This is a genomic window from Pseudomonas sp. X10 (assembly GCF_054889225.1).
This window is the reverse complement of sequence record NZ_CM142677.1, coordinates 5448947-5465851: the sequence shown is the minus strand read 5'-3', so window position 1 is coordinate 5465851 and position 16905 is coordinate 5448947. Positions and strand designations below refer to the sequence as shown.

Genomic DNA, 16905 nt, shown 5'->3' with positions numbered 1-16905 from the left:
CCCATCATGAGCTTACTGGCATCCCCACTCGAATCCGTTGAAAGCGCAGTCATTTGGCTGCTGATCGGCTTTTCCGTCGCGACCTGGGCCCTGGCGTTGATCAAGGTCGTCCAGTTCGTCCGCCTGAAGAACCAGGACAAACGCTTCCACCAGAAGTTCTGGGCCGCGTCCAGCCTGGACTCGGCCGCCGAGGTGAGTCATGAGCAGCCGGGGCCAGCGGCGCGGGTCGCCCAGGCCGGTTATGCCGCTATTGCCGTGGGCGAGCCAGGCCAGCAGACCAGTGACCTGAGTCATGCGATCAACCATCAGGACCGCCTCGAACGCGCCTTGCGCCAACAGATCGTCCGTGAGCGCCGCTCGCTGGAAACCGGCTTGGCCGTAGTCGCCAGTATCGGCAGCACCTCGCCCTTCATCGGCCTGTTCGGCACCGTGTGGGGCATCATGGAAGCGCTCAAGGGCATCAGCGCGGCCGGTTCCGCCAGCCTGGAAACCGTCGCCGGCCCTATTGGCGCGGCACTGGTGGCCACCGGCGTGGGGATCGCCGTCGCGGTGCCAGCGGTGCTGGTCTACAACTACTTCCTTCGGCGTTTGAAGCTGACCGCCGCTGACCTGGACGACTTCGCCCATGACTTCTACAGCCTGGCGCAGAAGAGTGCCTTCCGGGTCCTGGTGCACCCGACTGTGCACAAGGCCCAGGCAGGCTTCACCCAGCCGGTGAAGGAGGCGTCCTGATATGGCCTTTTCGACCCAGGACAGCGATGAAGTCCTCAGCGAAATCAACGTCACGCCGCTGGTGGACGTCATGCTGGTGCTGTTGGTGGTGTTCATTGTCACCGCGCCCCTGCTGACCAACGCCATCCCGATCAACTTACCCAAGACCGAGGCCGTAGCCCCGGTGGAGCAGAAGGATCCGTTGGTGGTGAGCATCGACGCCGAGGGTAAGCTGTTCATCAATAAAGATGAGATCCAGCCCGACCTGCTGGAAACCAATCTCCAGGCGGCCAAGGCCGAGGATGCCGACCTGCGTGTTCAACTGCAGGCTGACGACGGCGTCAACTATGGCGAAGTGGCAAGGGCCATGGCAGCCATCGAACGGGCTGGGATCACAAAGCTGGCGGTGATCACCGCACGCTGAGCAACAGACTTCAGGCAAGTGCTTCAAGGCCATTTCTCTGGCAGGGGATGGCCTTTTTTTATGGCTAGCGGGTATGGGCCTTGGGCTTTTTGGTGTTCTTGAGACCCCGCACGGCGCATCGCGACACAAGGCCGCTCCCACAGTAGCCTTGGCGCTGGGCGAAAGATTGTGCGGGGGCTGTTGCGGCCACCTCGATATCTTTGTCGTACAAACAAGGGCTAAGACTTCGGTCTATCAGGCCATGGCGCGTTGCAACAGCTGTGGGAGCGGCCTTGTGTCGCGATGCGCCGTGCGGGGTCTCAAGAGTGCCAAAAGACTAAAGGCATGCCCCTGCAATCCGTAAAGAAAGTTTCTAATGGTTATTAATAAATAGCTTCTTATTCCTTTACGAATATAACCGTCTCCCTATACTGAACACCAAGCACGCAAACCCAGAAGGAGGCGTCCCCATGCGCAATGAGCTGATTCGTTACCTGATTGTGCCGGGCTGGCAAGGATCGCCAGACAATCATTGGCAGAGTCACTGGCAACGCAGCCTGCCCAATAGCGCGCGCGTCGAGCAGGAGGACTGGTTGACCCCGCAGCGTCATGCCTGGGTGCAGGCGTTGGAGCAGGCGGTTGCCGCCGAGCGTTCACCGGTGATTCTGATTGCCCACAGCCTGGGCTGCATTACTGTCGCCCATTGGGCCGCCCAGGCCAGCCCGGCTTTGCTGCGCCGTGTGCGGGGCGCATTGTTGGTGGCACCGGCTGATGTTGAGCGGCCGACCTGCGCCCCAGCCCTGCGCAATTTTGCACCCATACCGTTGCAGGCGTTGCCGTTTCCCAGCCAGGTGGTCAGCTCCGACAACGACCCGGCCGTGAGTGTGCCGCGTGCGATGCACCTGGCACGCGCCTGGGGTGCCGAAGCGGGACTGCTGGCCAATGCCGGGCACATCAACGTCAAATCCGGGCATGAGCGTTGGGAGCAAGGCTTTGCTTACCTGTTCCGCCTACAAGGCCGGATCGAGCAGCGGGCACTGCGCCGGGCCTGAGCCGGCCGACAATCCGCATAACTGTTACAACGTCCGGCCACCGACGGCCCGGGGCGGGAGTTCGCCATGAGTTTTCACAACACGTTCGGCCAGCCACTGCTGACCTTCCCTGAATTGGACAAGAGTCCGTTGAGCATCCGCGCCAAGGCCCTGGTGTTCGTCGACCCGCGTTCACAGCAACTGCGCCAGGCGCTGGAACGCCTGGCGCCACAGTCCTTGCCGGTGTTGATCCGTGGCGAGACCGGCACTGGCAAGGAGTTGTTGGCACGGCAGATACACCGGGCCAGTGACCGTGGCGGGCTGTTCGTGTCGGTCAACTGCGCGGCGATCAGCCTGACTTACGCCGATGCCGAACTCTTCGGCTACAGCGCCGGCGCCCACAGTGGCACGGCCAGTAGCCGGGCGGGTTGGTTCGGGTCGGCCAACGGCGGCACCCTTTACCTGGACGAAATCGCCGACCTGCCGCTTGCCATCCAGGTCAAGTTGCTGGCCGCGCTGGAGAACCGCGAAGTCACCCGGGTCGGCGCCCATCACCCGCAGGCCGTGGATGTGCGCCTTGTGGCCGCCTCGAGCATCGACCTGGCCCAAGCCGTACATGCCGGACGCTTCCATGAGCGCCTGTACCACTATCTGCGCGAGGGCCAGTTGGAACTGCCGGCCTTGCGCGAGCGGGTAGGGGATATCCTGCCCTTGGCCGAGTACTTCGTCGGTATCTACAGCCCCCGGCTGGACCGCCCTGTGCCACTGATCAGCGAAGCGGCGCAGCGGGTGCTGGAGGCGCATAGCTGGCCAGGCAACACCCGCGAGTTGGAAAACGTCATCCACTTCGCCCTGCTGGTGAGTCAGGGAGACGAAATCCTCCCCGAACACCTGGGTCTGCCGGACACCGACCCCGTGGCGAGCCTGGCGGAGCAACTGGATCAGTTGACCCGTAGTCGCCAGCCTGAAGCACGTTCGGCCCTGCGCCGGGTGCTGGAAAATGCACTGGCCCAGTTGGACAAACCCGCACGGTAGAGCGCTGCGAACGAGCTCATAAGTAAAAAGTCGGTTTTTTCATTTTTTTTGGAATAAGTAACTAAGTAAAAGATATTGTTGCGGAATAAAAAATCTCGGTATCGTCCGCCTCACGCCGGCCGCTCAGCGGTTGGCAACCGACTTTGCCATCAGTCGATGGCCCCAGCTTGAGAATAAGGATCACCATGAAAAAGGCTCTGTTGATGACTGCTCTGGCCGCCGCCCTGTCGGTGGCCGGTTTTGCCCAAGCGGGCGAGAAACTGGTGGTGGCTGCCACGCCGGTGCCCCATGCCGAGATCCTCGAACTGATCAAGCCGACCTTGGCCAAGGAAGGTGTGGACCTGCAGGTCAAGGTGTTCACCGACTACGTCCAGCCCAACGTGCAGGTTGACCAGAAGCGCCTGGACGCCAACTACTTCCAGACCCTGCCGTACCTGAAGAACTTCAACGAAGGCAAGGGCACTCACCTGGAAACCGTGATCGGTGTGCACGTCGAACCCTTCGGCGGCTACTCGAAGAAGGTCAAGAGCCTGGACGAGCTGAAGGAAGGCGCCACCGTCGCTATCCCTAACGAAGGCAGCAACAGCGGCCGCGCCCTGCTGCTGTTGCAGAAGGCTGGCCTGATCACTCTGAAAGATCCGAAGAACGCCCTGGCCACGCCGAAAGACATCGCCGAGAACCCGAAGAAGCTCAAGTTCCGTGAGCTGGAGTCGGCCATGCTGCCGCGCGTGCTGGACCAGGTTGACCTGGATATGATCAACACCAACTACGCTCTGGAAGCCGGCCTCAATCCTGCCAAGGATGCCCTGGTGATCGAAGGCAGCGACTCGCCTTACGTGAACTTCCTGGTCGCCCGTCCGGATAACAAGGACAGCGAAGCCATTCAGAAGCTGGCCAAGGCCCTGACCAGCCCGGAAGTGAAAGAGTTCATCGAGAAGAAGTACAGCGGTGCGGTACTGCCGGCGTTCTGATCGCCCCTCACGCAGTTATCTGTGCACAACGCCGACGCCTTTTGCGTCGGCGTTTTCGTTTGTGAGGGTCAGCGTTGGCCGCTGAGGGCGCGGCGCAGCGCAATCAGCCATTGCAGTTGTTCGTTGGTGGCGGGGGGGCAGGGGCTGCTCATCGTTGTCGTCCTTGTTGATTGACGTGCCGTGCAAATCACTCCTTCTGGAAGTATTGGAGGCTATTTCGGTACGAAAGATTCCGGTGTTTGGAAGGATTTTTTTCGGCTACCCCGTGGGTGAATATAGATATGCAATAAAGGTATTTAAATAAATTTTTTTATACCTTTAGAGTCTTTGTCTCCGTGCTTATCGGCACATTCTTTTTTTCGTGAGCGTCGCCGAGCCACCCTTGTGCGACCTGAGATCCTGCCCTATGCCGTATCCTCGCAAGCGCATGTCGAGGCCCTATCCATGACCTTCGACGTCGCCTTCATCCTCAGTACATTGCCGGCGTTCCTCAAGGCTGTAGGGGTGACCCTGCAGGTGGGCCTGATCGCCATTGCCACCTCCCTGGCCGTGGCGGTGATCAACGCGGCGATCCTGGTGTTCCGTACCCCCTTCCTGTGGCGCGCCGTGAAGCTATATGTGGAGCTGGCGCGTAACACGCCGCTGCTGATCCAGCTGTTCTTCGTCTACTTCGCCCTGCCGAGCCTGGGTCTTAAGATCTCGGGCTTCGCAGCGGCGATCATCACCATGACCTTCATGGGCGGCGCCTACCTGACCGAGGTACTGCGCGCCGGCGTCGAGGCGGTGCCGCGCGCGCAGCTGGAGTCCGGACGTTCCATCGGCCTCTCGGAAGGCCAACTGCTGCGCCATGTGATCCTGCCCCAGGCTGGCATCCTCAGCCTGCCGGCGCTGTTCGCCAATTTCATCTTCCTGCTCAAGGAGACCACCGTGGTCTCGACCGTGGCGGTGCCAGAGATCCTCTACACCACCAAGAACTACATCGCCCTGTACTACAAGACCTACGAAATGCTGGCCGTGCTGACCCTGCTGTGCGTGCTGCTGTTCCTGCCGTTGTCACTGTTGCTGCGTTACCTGGAAAGGAGGCTGCAACATGGCCAGTTCGGGTCTTGAGCTGCTGCTGGTCTCGCTGCCGCAACTGGCGGCCGGGGCTGGGCGGACCTTGGCGATCTCTGCCTTGGGCATTCTCTTCGCCACTTTGGGCGGTGTGCTCTATGGCGTGCTGGCGACGGTGGGCAACCGTTGGGTAAACCTGGCCTTGCAAGTCTACCTGGAGCTGTTCCGGGCGATTCCGGTGCTGGTCTGGTTGTACCTGCTGTTCTTCGGCCTGCCGATTTTCTTTGCCCTGAGCATCCCCAGCTTCTGGTGCGCAGTGCTGGTCCTGGGCTTGTGGGGCGCCAGCGAGGTTGGCGAGGTGGTGCGTGGCGCACTGCAGTCACTGCCTCGTGGGCAGCGTGAGGCCGGGCTGTCGATCGGCCTGGCCGGCTGGCAGTTGTACGGCTACGTACTGTTGCCCCAGGCCCTCAAGCGCATGACCCCACCGACCATCAACATCTACACGCGGATCATCAAGACCAGCTCGCTGGCGGTGCTGATCGGCGTGATCGACGTGATCAAGGCTGGCCAGCAGATCATCGAGCGCACCTACGAGTCGGTGCTGATCTATGGCGTGCTGTTCCTGTTCTTCTTTTTCATCTGCTATCCGCTTTCCGCCGCTTCGCGCGCGCTGGAACGCCGCTGGGCCCAAGCATGAGCGCACTGATCGAGTTCAAAGGCTTCAACAAGTATTTCGGCGAGCACCAGGTGCTCAAGGATATCGACCTGCAGGTCCAGGCTGGCGAGGTGCTGGTGATCCTGGGCCCTAGCGGTTGTGGCAAGAGCACCTTGTTGCGTTGCCTCAATGGTCTGGAGCAGGCCCACAGCGGGCAGTTGCGGCTGGCTGGGCGTGAACTGCTCGCCCCGGGCACTGACTGGCGCCAGGTGCGGCAGCAAGTGGGCATGGTGTTCCAGAGTTATCACCTGTTCGGCCACATGAGCGTGATGGACAACCTGTTGCTCGGGCCGCTCAAGGTACAGCAGCGTGAGTGCCGCGAAGCTCAGGCCCAGGCCGAGGCGTTGCTGGAGCGGGTTGGCCTGCTGGACAAGCGTGACGCCTATCCGCGCCAGTTGTCCGGTGGTCAGCAGCAGCGCATCGCGATCGTCCGGTCGCTGTGCATGAACCCCCAGGTGATGTTGTTCGACGAGGTCACCGCAGCGCTTGACCCGGAAATGGTCAAGGAAGTACTGCAGGTGATCCAGGGGTTGGCCCGCGAGGGTATGACCCTGCTCATCGTCACCCATGAAATGGCCTTCGCTCGCGCGGTGGCCGATCGCATCGTGTTCATGGAGGCCGGCAGGATCCTTGAACAGGGCGAGCCCGAGAGCTTCTTTACGAACCCGCGGACCGCACGCGCGCAGCAGTTCCTGGAGAAATTCTCCTTTGTAGAAAGCCTGCCGAAGACACTGCAAAAGGAACTGTCATGAAAACTGCCAAAGCGTCAAAACTGCTGCTCTCGCTATTCGGTCTGGCCTTGCTGGCCGGCTGCGACAAGGCTGAGGAGCCGGCTCAGTCCGCCTCTGCCAACCCCGCTCCGGCGACCAGCTACCTGGAAACCATCAAGGCCCGCGACAAGCTGATCGTCGGCGTCTTCACCGACAAACCGCCGTTCGGCTTCGTCGATGAGAGTGGCCGCTATGTGGGCTTCGACACCGATATCGGCCGGCGCTTCGCCAAGGATTTGCTGGGCGACGAGAACAAGGTCGAGTTCGTCGCGGTCGAGCCGGCCAGCCGTATTCCCTTCCTGCAAAGCGACAAGGTCGACCTGATTCTAGCCAACATGACCGTGACCCCGGAGCGCAAGGAAGCGGTGGAGTTCACCAACCCCAACCTGCGTGTCGCCGTGCAGGCTCTGGTGCCTGAGGGCAGCGAGGTGCAAAAGCTCGATGACTTGGCCGACAAGACCATCATCGTCACCACCGGCACCACCGCGGACATCTGGTTGACCCAGAACCACCCGGACTGGAAGCTGCTCAAGTTCGAGAAGAACAGCGAGTCGCTGCAGGCCCTGGCCAATGGCCGTGGCGATGCTTATGCCCAGGACAACCTGATCCTGTTCAGCTGGTCCAAGCAGAACCCAGGCTACCGCGTGTTGCCCCAACTGCTGGGTGAGGAAGCACCGATCGCTCCAGCGGTGAAGAAGGGCAATATCGAGCTGCGTGATTGGGTCAACGCGGAGCTGGCGAAGCTGGGTGAGGAGAAGTTCCTGCTCAAGCTGTATGACCAGTACGTGCGCAAGGAACTGAGCGATGACACCCCTCCGGAAAGCGTGATCGTCGAAGGCGGCAAGTGGCAGGGTTGAGTTGAGCCGCTGGGTTTGCCGGAGCATGCGCCCCGGCAAGCCCGTTCTCCTTCAGTTGCGAGGTGTATCCGTGGCTGCTGGCACCAACTGCAAGGTGCTCTGGGCCGGAATCACCCCCATCTGCGCCCTCTGGTAACGCCCCTCGATATAGTCCTCGGCCTGGTCGCGATAGTGCTTGTCGAACAGTACGCCGCTCTGCCCGACCGGATTGATGGTCAGCGCCTGCCCTGCGTCGGCGAAGTCGACCAGGCGTCGGGTCGAGGGGCCATAGGTGACTGGCCAGGGGGCCGGGCCGATCTTCGCCGAGAGGTTGTTCGGCACTTCATGGGTGCCCGGCGCGGCGAAAGTGCCGACATTGAACAGCAGGTTCAGCGGCTTCTGTGAGCCCAGGGGATGGTTGTGGGTGAGGGTATGGGCCTTGCCCCATTGCCATTGCCTCGAGTCCTTGCCTAGGGTTTCGCGCAGGTGCGCCAGGCTGTGTTGCCAGGCCAGCCTGACAACGGCGGCGCGGTCGTGCTGTTCGCTGCTGCCCCGCGGGTTCCACCAGGGTGAGCCGGCATCGGCGGCCAGGCGTGGCAGAGCAGCATCGATGGCACGGGTGCTGATCAGCACCTGAAACCAGGTGTCACCCAGTTCGTCATGTAGGGCGCTGTAGGCGAAGTCATAGAGAAACTGGTTGAACAGTGTGGCGCTGGTCGAGTCCAGGGGATAGTCGCCGCGCCAGGCGGCCAGTTGTTCCACCAGTTCCTTTTCCTCGTCGCCTTCGGCAATCTCCCGCAGGGTGCCGAGCAGGGGCGCCAGGGTGCGTGGGCCATAGTCGGTGGTGGTGTCCAGTTGCAGAGCCTGGCTGTTCTGGGTATCCCAGCGGATAGCGGTATCGGCCAGGTGCCGGTCGAGCTGGCGGCCACGGTCGGGCAGGTTGTAGTAGCCCGGCACCGGGATGGAGGCGGGCGGCTGGAAGTTGGCCGAGACGATATAGCCGCTGGCCGGGTTCTCCTGCTGCGGGTTGGTGCTGAAGGGGTAGAAGCCGAGTTTGTTGGCTTGCGTGCTGGCACCGTCGAGAAGAAAGGCCGGGTTGACGCCCGCGGGGCGTATCGGCAATTGCGCCGCAGCCCACCAGCCGATGTCACCACGGGCGTTGGCCCAGACCAAGTTCAACCCGGGCGCCTGGATCTTCGCCGCGGCAGTGCGCATCTTGGCCAGGGTGTCGGCACGGTTGACCTGGTAGAAGCCTTCAAGGATGGGGTTCTCGGTTTCCAGGAAGGCCCACCACAGGGCGATGGGCGTCGGCCCTACCGTGTCGCCCAGCACCTCGTTGACGATCGGGCCATGGGGCGAGCGACGCAAGGTGATGGTGAGCGGGTCTTCACCTTTGACCGCAATCGTTTCCTCGACCTTCTCAAGCTCGCGCCACTGGCCATCGACCATTACCTGGTCGGCGTTGTCCGGGTTGAGCCGTTCGACAATCAGGTCGACATCGTCGTTCTGGAACATGGTCAGGCTCCAGCCGAAATCATGGTTGTGCCCCAGCGATGCGAAAGGGTTGAGTGCCTGGTGGTAGCCGTACAAGTTGAAGCCCGGTGCTGACAGCTCGGCCTCGTACCACACGGCCGGGACGGCGAAGCTGATGTGCGGGTCGCCAGCGAGCAAGGGTTTGCCGCTGCGGGTGCGACTGCCGGCCACGGCCCAGGCGTTGCTGCCTTCGAATTGCGGGATGGCGGCATCGTCCAATGCGTCATGGCTCAGGCGGGCCAGCTGTTCGAGGCTGCGCCAGTCTTCTGCGGCCAGGGCGGCGGGGTTGCTCAGGGCACCGTCGGGTTGCCAGTCGAGGTCGAAGATGCGTAGGTACTCCGGGCCAAGTTGGTCACGTATATAGGTGAGCGCCGGCTCGGTGCGGAAGGCGGCGGCGAAGCTGTAGGCCATGTAGCCGGCGATGCTCAGGGTGTCCTGGGCAGTGAAGGGGCGTGGCGTGATGCCCAGCACATCGAACTCGATGGGCTTGGGGTGGCCGGCTTGCCAGGCGTTCACGCCCTCCAGGTACGCTTGCAAGGCCAACCAGGCGGGGGATTGCTTGTCCTGGCGCTGGACCATGCGTTCGGCCTGCTCGCGGATGCGCAGGCTGCGGAACAAGGTGTCGGTGGGCACCAGTTTGCTGCCAAGAACTTCGGCCAGTTCGCCCCGCGCCAGGCGGCGGATGATCTCCATCTGGAACAGGCGGTCCTGGGCATGCACGTAGCCCAGCGCACGGTACAGGTCGGCCTCGTTCTGCGCCTGGATATGCGGCACGCCGCGGGTGTCGTAGCGCACGCTGACCGGCGCCTGCAGGCCATTGATGGCCACCTCGCCCTCACGCTGCGGCTGCTTGCCGTGCACGTACCAGTAACCGGCACCGGCGGCCATGGCGATGACCACGGCCAACAGGGTCAGGCTGCGTCTCATCGAAACTCCTTGTACATTCGGGGGGAAATTGTGGTCGGATCATCGACACATTCGCGAACAGAGAATAGTCCCAAAAGGTACCCAGATGACCCTTAGCGAAAAACAGAAGATGCTCAGTGGCCAGCTCTATCACGCCAGCTGTCCGCAGCTGCAGGCCGAGCAGATCGCCAACAAGCACTGGATGCAACGCTACAACAACAGTTCCGAGCTGTTGAACGAAGAGCGCCATGGTCTGTTGGTCGAACACTTGGGGGCTGTTGGCCAAGGCGCTGTGATCCGTCCGCCGTTCTATTGCGACTATGGTTACAACATCAGCATTGGCGCCAATACCTTCATGAACTTCAACTGCGTGATCCTCGACGTGCTGCCGGTCAGCATCGGCGACGATTGCCAGATCGGGCCGGCAGTGCAGATCTATGCCGCCGACCATCCCTTGGACCCCGAGGTGCGCCGCAGCGGCCTGGAAAGCGGCCGGCCGGTGTCCATCGGCAATAACGTCTGGATCGGTGGTGGAGCGATCATCCTCCCAGGGGTGACTATCGGAGACAACGCCGTGGTCGGTGCTGGCAGTGTGGTTACCCGAGACGTGCCGGCGGGGGTGACGGTGATGGGGAACCCGGCGCGGGCGCGTCAGCCGGCCCAGGGACAATAGCAGCCCACCGCCAGCGTATTGGAGGCTTGCACCGGCCGCCCTTCGGACAACGCTTTGAGAATCGGCTCGATGAAGCTGTTGCTGGCATTGCACACGGCGCCTTCGCTGTAGGGGCCGAAGTAGGCAAGACGGCCCTGATGGTCCCAGATGGCCACGGCGGGGCTGGCGGGAAGGTGCTCGCTGCCGGGCAAGGTGTTCAAGGGCCGCAGGGCGCTGAGGTTGGCCGGCAGTTGGCCATGGCTGCCAGGCTTCTGCAGCACATGGAACTCGACGCCCAAAGGAGCGAAGCGCTCGATCAGTTCACCCAAGTGTTGTTGGTTGCCGACATTGCATGGGCAGGCCGGGTCCCAGAAGTGCACCACGCGGATCGGGCCGGGGCCGGCGAGGTCGGCTGGCAGTTGCAACGAATGGCCGGAAAACAGCGCGGTCTGGTTGTCGAAGGGGCGCAGGTAGCGGGCTTGGAAGCTGTCGTAGGCCCACCAGAGGCCAGCGGCGCAGAGCAGCAGGATGAGCGCTGTCGTGAAGGTCTTGCCCATGAAATGTCCGTAGTGTTTGTCGCGGTGGGCCGGTTTGGCCGGTTCAGGCAAGTTTGCAAGGCGAGGGCTTTGCCCTTGGTCGCAACCCCGCCGGCTCATTATTGACCGGCAGGATGCCAATCCCTCGCGATCAGTGTCGGAAAGGTCCGCCAGCTTGCCACGGCGCGGCCGAGAGCTGAATATCGCAGATCAATACTTGCTCCGGATGTGCCCGATGCCTGCGTCATTCCACCCCGATCTGCTGCGCGCCAGCTTGTCTCCCCTGGCCGCGCGCCAGCCTTTGTCGGCCCAGGGCCTGGACTACCAGCGTTACTACGGGCTGGATCTGCCGGTACGCAGTTGGCTGGGCGGCTTCCAGGTGGCGGGTTTCGAGCTGGTCGGGCAAGTCTGGCTGCCGGAGCAACCGGTGGCGACCTTGTTCCTGTTGCATGGCTTCTACGACCACATGGGCCTGTACCGGCATGTGGTCGAATGGGCGCTAGGGCAGGGGTACGCGGTGATCGCCTGCGACCTGCCGGGACATGGGCTTTCCAGCGGCGAGCGAGCCAGCATCGACGACTTCGCCGTCTACCAGCAAATGCTGCAGGCGCTCTTCGAGCAGGCGCGTATCCTGGAGCTGCCACGGCCCTGGCACCTCTGTGGACAGAGCACCGGCGGGGCAATCGTGGTCGATCATTTGCTCTACGAAGGCGAACGCAGCCCGGCCGATGGCCAGGTGATCCTGCTGGCGCCACTGGTGCGGCCACGGGCCTGGCTTTGGTCGAAGCTCAGTTACTGTGTGCTGCGCCACTTCGTCAATGGCATCGAGCGGCGCTTCAGCGAAAACAGCAACGATCCGACCTTCCTGCCGTTCCTGCAGGCCGATCCGCTGCAACCCCGGCGCCTGCCGACTGCCTGGGTCGGTGCGCTGGTGGCCTGGGTCAAGCGCATCGAGGCCGCTCCCCGCAGTGCGCGGCGGCCATTGATCGTCCAGGGAGAAGCGGATGGTACGGTGGACTGGCCCTATAACCTGAAGGTGCTGCGGGCCAAGTTCGCTGAGCCGCAGATCCTGATGCTGCCCGAGGCGCGGCATCACCTGGCCAATGAACTGCCAGGTATTCGCCAGCGCTATTTCGACTTCATCGATCAGCGGTTGGGTTGATCACTGCAGATCGGCAGAGCTCTGGCCGACGGCCAGGCCTGCACGGATCGCTGCCAAGGCGGCCTTGTAATAGGCCTGGCCATCCTCCGACTCGGCGAAGGTGGCGAACTCCTCCAACTCTGTGTCGGAGAGGTCGCGGTAGACATACAGCAGGGTGTTGTTCAGGTCATTGCCGATCTGCTCCATCAGGCGCTGGCGCTGGCCGTCGAGCAGACCCTGGGCCTGGCCGCCGCCGAACAGGCCGGGGATCATCGAGCTGAGGCTGTCGGCCGCGACGCCAGCGATCGCCAGGCTGACCTCCGCCCCGGCCTCGCGGGCGGGCAGGGCCTGGGCCAAATGGCCGATGATCAGCAGGCGGTTGTCGCTGGCTGCCATCTTCGGCAAGCCCTTGGCATGCTTGGCCAACTGGTCGCGGCGGGTGGCCAGCAGCTCAGCCGTGACCACTTTGCGCCCCAGCGGCGACTGGAAGAAGGTCAGCGCGGGCCTGGGGTTTTCCAGGTTGGCGCGCAACTGTGCCTGGGCACGGCGGTCCATGGCCTGGGCCTGGAAGCGTTGGTTGCTGTTATTGACCAGGGCCTGGAATACCGCAGGCGGCAGACTGTTCTGGTAGCGCTGTTGGGCGGCGCTTACGGCATCGGTGAAGTGGGCGCGCTGGTCGGGCCAGCCGGCCGCCTTGTACAGTTGGTCGAGGCTGTCTGCCCAGACAGGCATGGTGCAGACCAGCATCAGCAGCAGAGAAAACAAACGGCGCATTCAGGACTCCTGTCGGCAGGCCGCTATTGTCTGCGGCGCAACGGGACTTTGTCGAGACGCCAATGCACACTCTCAGCCAAGTGGCGCTGTCGGTTTGCGTGGCGGATGGATACTATGCGCGCCATGCACATATCTTCTGATCATCCCTTGCTGTTGCGCATTGTCGACGACCTGGCCACCCGTGGCTGGTCGCAGCAGAACCGCTTCCTGCCCCAGGCTTTGACCCTGGCACTCGCGGCCGAGTGCCATCAGCGTGCCGCTGAAGGTGAGCTGGCGCCAGCCGGGGTGGGGCGAGGTGCTGCTCAAGAGGTGCGCGAAGGGATTCGTGGCGATCATATCCAGTGGATCGAAGCGGGCCAGTCCGAGGCCTGCGACAGTTACCTGGAGGTGATGGAGAGCCTGCGCCAGGCGCTCAATCGCGGGTTGTTCCTGGGATTGGAAGATTTCGAATGCCATTTCGCCCTGTACCCACCGGGCGCGTTCTACCGCAAGCATCTGGACCGCTTTCGCGACGATGACCGACGCATGGTCTCTGCGATCATCTACCTTAACGAAGGTTGGCTTCCGGATGACGGTGGACAGTTGCGCATGAGCCTGGCCAAGGGTATCGAACATGACGTGCAGCCGAGCGCTGGCTGCCTGGTGGTGTTCCTCTCCGGCGATATCCCCCACGAAGTGCTGCCGGCGCGACGGGACCGGCTGTCGTTGACCGGCTGGTTCCGCCGCCGTGGCAATGAACCCTTCTAGCCTGCCCAAGGTGCTGGTCAGCGCCTGCCTGCTGGGGCAGCCGGTGCGCTACGACGGTCGTGCCAGCGGCCACCCGGGTTTGCTGCAGCGTTGGCAGGCTGAAGGCCGGGTGGTGCCGCTGTGCCCTGAGGTCGCCGGTGGCCTGCCGACGCCGCGCCCGCCAGCTGAAATCCCTGGCGGGCAGGGTGGGGCGGTGCTCGAGGGGCAGGCGCGGGTGGTGACGGTCCAGGGCGAGGATGTCAGTGGTGCGTTCCTGGCCGGGGCGCAGCAGGCGCTTGCCCTGGTTCGCCAGCACGGCATCCGCGTGGCGGTGCTCAAGTCCGGCAGCCCATCGTGCGGCAACCGGCTGACCTACGATGGCAGTTTCAGCGGGGTCAAGGTGCCGGGCGAGGGTGTGACCACGGCCTTGCTGCGTCGTGAAGGGGTACTGGTATTCAGCGAGCTTGAGTTGGACGAGGCAGCGCGCGCGTTGGCTGGAATTGCCGATTGACCTGCGAAGGGTCTGTGGCGGCTATTGCTCAGCAGTCGTCCGGGACGTGTCTTGCAGCCACTTCTGCTCCAGCGCCGCCAGGCGTCCATCGTCCCTGATGCGCTGCAACGCGTTGTCCAGCGTGCCCTGAAACGCTGGGTTGCCTTTCTGGAAGGGGATCACCCATGACGGCTTGTCATCGCCACCCAGGTTATAAGGTTTGCTGATGTCCAGCCGCTCTTCGAGTTGCTCGTCCGCGCTGAGCTGATTCAGGGCAATGTCGTACTTGCCGCTTTCCACACCTGGCAGTAGCTCATCAGCGGTTGTCACGATGAACTCGGCACGCACATCCAACTCTTTTGCCAGGGCTTGGCCAAGTTCGATCTCGAAGCCGGTCAGCTTGTCGTTTTCCTTGAAGTTGAACGGTGGTGTGTCGGCCGGTACGGCGATGCGCAGTTCGCCCCGGTCGTTCACTTCGTCGATCAGTTCGGCTTGTGCCCATGGACTGATCAGTAGTGCCAGCAATACGCCTATGGTCAAACGCATGAATGCCCCTTTTCCTTGGCAGGTGAATTCAGTCGCCAGAACTTCCTCTGGTTGTCCCGGTCGCAGGCTATGACCCCGGCCCCGGGGCAATGTTTACGACAGTATGAAATATTTATGCTATCGGCTTTAAACACCTATTGAAGCATTTGGACTATGTTGAATAACCGCCGCCATTCGTTTCATGGGCAGCGGTCAATGAAGTGAATCACAGGAGAAGTGAATGAAAAGCCTATTTTCGCGTGCTGCTGTTGCCGGCCTGTTGATGGGGGCGTCGGTGCTGGCCAGTGCTGCCGACGGCCTGAAAAGCCAGGAGCCGCCGAAAGGTGCCAAGGTGTTCATCGTTTCCCCGGCCAATGGCGCGACGGTCGACAAGACCTTCACCGTCACGTTCGGAATCGAGGGCATGGAGCTCAAGCCGGCAGGTGATGCGACCCCGCACACCGGCCATCATCATCTGCTGGTGGATGTCGACAAGGAGCCTGCGCAAGACCAGGTCCTGCCGACCAGCCTATTGCCGGAGAACAACCAGCCGCTGCCGGCCGGCCCGCAAGTGTTGCACTTCGGCAAGGCGCAAACCGAGGTCACCCTGACGCTGACACCGGGTGAACATACCTTGCAGCTGGTGCTAGGCGATATGTACCACGTGCCGTTCAAGCCGAGCGTGGAGTCGGAGAAGATCACTGTGACCGTCAAGTAACACGGGACAACGGCAATGAAAAAGGGAGGCCACCAGGGCCTCCCTTTTTCTCATGCAGCAGGATAACTCAGAACAGGACGCGGGAGCGGATGGTGCCCTTGACCTGTTGGAGCTTCTCTTGTGCCAGGTCCGAGTACTCGGCATCCACGTCGATCACCACATAACCCACTTTCTCGTTGGTCTGCAGGAACTGGCCGGAGATGTTGATACCGTTCTCGGCGAAGACTTTGTTGATCTCGCTGAGTACGCCAGGGATGTTCTCGTGGATGTGCAGCAGACGGTGCTTGCCCGGGTGAGCCGGCAGGGCGACTTCCGGGAAGTTGACGGACGATACCGAGGTACCGTTGTCGCTGTACTTGACCAGCTTCTCGGCCACTTCCAGGCCGATGTTGGCCTGGGCTTCGGCGGTGGAGCCGCCGATGTGCGGGGTCAGGATCACGTTGTCCAGGCCACGCAGCGGGCTTTCGAACTCTTCATCGTTGGAGCGTGGCTCGACCGGGAACACGTCGATGGCGGCGCCGATCAGGTGCTTGTCCTTGATGGCGGCGGCCAGGTGGTCCAGCTCGACCACGGTCCCACGGGCGGCGTTGATCAGGATGCCGCCCTTCTTCATGGCGCGGATTTCCTTCTCACCGATCATCCACTGGGTGGACGGCAGCTCCGGCACATGCAGCGAGACGATATCGGACATCGCCAGCAGTTCGTGCAGGTTGCCTACCTGGGTCGCATTGCCTAGCGGCAGCTTGGTGATGGTGTCGTAGAAGTAGACCTGCATCCCCAGGCTTTCGGCCAGGACCGACAGTTGGGTGCCGATCGAGCCGTAGCCGACGATGCCCAGCTTCTTGCCACGGATCTCGAAGGAGTTGGCCGCGCTCTTGATCCAGCCGCCACGGTGGCAGGAAGCGTTCTTCTCGGGAATGCCGCGCAGCAGCAGGATGGCTTCGGCCAGGACCAGCTCGGCGACGGAACGGGTGTTGGAGTAGGGCGCGTTGAACACGGCGATGCCGCGCTCGCGGGCAGCGCCCAGGTTGACCTGGTTGGTACCGATGCAGAAACAGCCGACAGCGACCAGTTTCTTGGCGCAATCGAAGACCTCTTCGGTCAGTTGAGTGCGCGAGCGGATGCCGATGAAGTGCGCATCGGCGATCTTTTCCTTCAGTTGGGCTTCCGGCAGGGAACCGGTGAGGTACTCGATATTGGTGTACCCGGCAGCCTTGAGGGTATCCACTGCAGTCTGGTGGACGCCTTCGAGAAGAAGGAACCTGATCTTGCTCTTGTCGAGAGAAGTCTTGCTCATCTGCGTAAACCTGTGTCCCGGAGAAAAAATGGCAGGGAAGTGAAGCAGCGCGGCATCGGCCTGTAGCACGAATGGCGGGGGG

At 62.4% G+C, this 16905-nt stretch carries 19 protein-coding genes; 14 read left to right on the top strand and 5 right to left on the bottom strand.

What is annotated here, in order from left to right; genetic code table 11:
* Positions 1–6: 6 nt before the first annotated feature.
* From ACYU03_RS24835 to ACYU03_RS24795, 9 genes are all read left to right on the top strand, one after another.
* Positions 7–732, top strand: coding sequence for a MotA/TolQ/ExbB proton channel family protein (locus ACYU03_RS24835; protein WP_461887244.1), 726 nt, complete (start codon positions 7–9; stop codon positions 730–732).
* Between the two features lies 1 nt (position 733).
* Complete coding sequence (locus ACYU03_RS24830; RefSeq protein ID WP_461887243.1) at positions 734–1135, top strand: ExbD/TolR family protein; 402 nt, start codon at positions 734–736, stop codon at positions 1133–1135.
* A 449-nt stretch (positions 1136–1584) separates the two neighbouring features.
* Positions 1585–2166 carry an alpha/beta hydrolase gene (locus tag ACYU03_RS24825; RefSeq protein WP_461887242.1) on the top strand — a complete coding sequence of 194 codons (582 nt, stop codon included), beginning with the start codon at positions 1585–1587 and terminating at the stop codon, positions 2164–2166.
* A 66-nt stretch (positions 2167–2232) separates the two neighbouring features.
* Positions 2233–3180 carry a sigma 54-interacting transcriptional regulator gene (locus tag ACYU03_RS24820; protein WP_461887241.1) on the top strand — a complete coding sequence of 316 codons (948 nt, stop codon included), beginning with the start codon at positions 2233–2235 and terminating at the stop codon, positions 3178–3180.
* A 185-nt stretch (positions 3181–3365) separates the two neighbouring features.
* Positions 3366–4151 (top strand): MetQ/NlpA family ABC transporter substrate-binding protein, encoded by a 786-nt coding sequence (locus tag ACYU03_RS24815; protein ID WP_461887240.1) that lies wholly within the window; start codon positions 3366–3368, stop codon positions 4149–4151.
* Positions 4152–4595: 444 nt separating this feature from the next.
* Positions 4596–5261 (top strand): amino acid ABC transporter permease, encoded by a 666-nt coding sequence (locus ACYU03_RS24810; protein WP_461887239.1) that lies wholly within the window; start codon positions 4596–4598, stop codon positions 5259–5261.
* Positions 5242–5901, top strand: coding sequence for an amino acid ABC transporter permease (locus ACYU03_RS24805; RefSeq protein WP_461887238.1), 660 nt, complete (start codon positions 5242–5244; stop codon positions 5899–5901). The genes ACYU03_RS24810 and ACYU03_RS24805 overlap by 20 nt, the downstream gene beginning before the upstream one ends.
* Entirely contained in the window at positions 5898–6671 is a 774-nt protein-coding gene (locus ACYU03_RS24800; RefSeq protein WP_461887237.1) for an amino acid ABC transporter ATP-binding protein, read from the top strand. Before ACYU03_RS24805 ends, ACYU03_RS24800 begins: the two co-directional genes overlap by 4 nt.
* Complete coding sequence (locus ACYU03_RS24795; RefSeq protein WP_461887236.1) at positions 6668–7546, top strand: transporter substrate-binding domain-containing protein; 879 nt, start codon at positions 6668–6670, stop codon at positions 7544–7546. Before ACYU03_RS24800 ends, ACYU03_RS24795 begins: the two co-directional genes overlap by 4 nt.
* A 51-nt stretch (positions 7547–7597) precedes the next feature.
* Here the strand turns inward: ACYU03_RS24795 and ACYU03_RS24790 are convergent, their stop codons facing one another.
* A complete protein-coding gene (locus ACYU03_RS24790) occupies positions 7598–9985 on the bottom strand; it encodes a penicillin acylase family protein (RefSeq protein WP_461887235.1) in 2388 nt (795 codons plus the stop codon).
* An 85-nt stretch (positions 9986–10070) separates the two neighbouring features.
* Between ACYU03_RS24790 and ACYU03_RS24785 the strand changes: the two genes are divergently transcribed.
* Complete coding sequence (locus ACYU03_RS24785; protein WP_461887234.1) at positions 10071–10637, top strand: sugar O-acetyltransferase; 567 nt, start codon at positions 10071–10073, stop codon at positions 10635–10637.
* Here ACYU03_RS24785 and ACYU03_RS24780 read toward each other — a convergent pair.
* On the bottom strand, positions 10616–11173 hold the full coding sequence (locus ACYU03_RS24780) for a DUF6436 domain-containing protein (RefSeq protein WP_461887233.1): 558 nt from the start codon (positions 11171–11173) through the stop codon (positions 10616–10618). The genes ACYU03_RS24785 and ACYU03_RS24780 overlap by 22 nt on opposite strands.
* A 214-nt stretch (positions 11174–11387) precedes the next feature.
* Between ACYU03_RS24780 and bipL the strand changes: the two genes are divergently transcribed.
* The gene (gene bipL, locus ACYU03_RS24775; protein ID WP_461887232.1) at positions 11388–12314 is read left to right on the top strand and encodes a phospholipase BipL; all 927 of its coding nucleotides are present in this window, start codon (positions 11388–11390) and stop codon (positions 12312–12314) included.
* Here the strand turns inward: bipL and ACYU03_RS24770 are convergent, their stop codons facing one another.
* Entirely contained in the window at positions 12315–13067 is a 753-nt protein-coding gene (locus ACYU03_RS24770; RefSeq protein WP_461887231.1) for a hypothetical protein, read from the bottom strand.
* Positions 13068–13181: 114 nt separating this feature from the next.
* Between ACYU03_RS24770 and ACYU03_RS24765 the strand changes: the two genes are divergently transcribed.
* Together ACYU03_RS24765 and ACYU03_RS24760 are read left to right on the top strand one after the other, a co-directional pair.
* Positions 13182–13814, top strand: a complete 633-nt coding sequence (locus tag ACYU03_RS24765) for a 2OG-Fe(II) oxygenase (protein ID WP_461887230.1) — start codon at positions 13182–13184, stop codon at positions 13812–13814.
* Complete coding sequence (locus ACYU03_RS24760; protein ID WP_461887229.1) at positions 13801–14304, top strand: 2-thiouracil desulfurase family protein; 504 nt, start codon at positions 13801–13803, stop codon at positions 14302–14304. Before ACYU03_RS24765 ends, ACYU03_RS24760 begins: the two co-directional genes overlap by 14 nt.
* Positions 14305–14325: 21 nt before the next feature.
* On the opposite strand, the gene ACYU03_RS24755 is transcribed toward ACYU03_RS24760, so the two are convergent.
* Positions 14326–14829 carry a transporter substrate-binding domain-containing protein gene (locus tag ACYU03_RS24755; RefSeq protein WP_461887228.1) on the bottom strand — a complete coding sequence of 168 codons (504 nt, stop codon included), beginning with the start codon at positions 14827–14829 and terminating at the stop codon, positions 14326–14328.
* Between the two features lie 220 nt (positions 14830–15049).
* Here ACYU03_RS24755 and ACYU03_RS24750 point away from each other — a divergent pair, with 220 nt between their 5' ends.
* Positions 15050–15526, top strand: coding sequence for a DUF4399 domain-containing protein (locus ACYU03_RS24750; RefSeq protein WP_461887227.1), 477 nt, complete (start codon positions 15050–15052; stop codon positions 15524–15526).
* A gap of 67 nt (positions 15527–15593) precedes the next feature.
* Here the strand turns inward: ACYU03_RS24750 and serA are convergent, their stop codons facing one another.
* Positions 15594–16823, bottom strand: a complete 1230-nt coding sequence (serA, locus tag ACYU03_RS24745) for a phosphoglycerate dehydrogenase (RefSeq protein WP_461887226.1) — start codon at positions 16821–16823, stop codon at positions 15594–15596.
* Between the last annotated feature and the right edge of the window lie 82 nt (positions 16824–16905).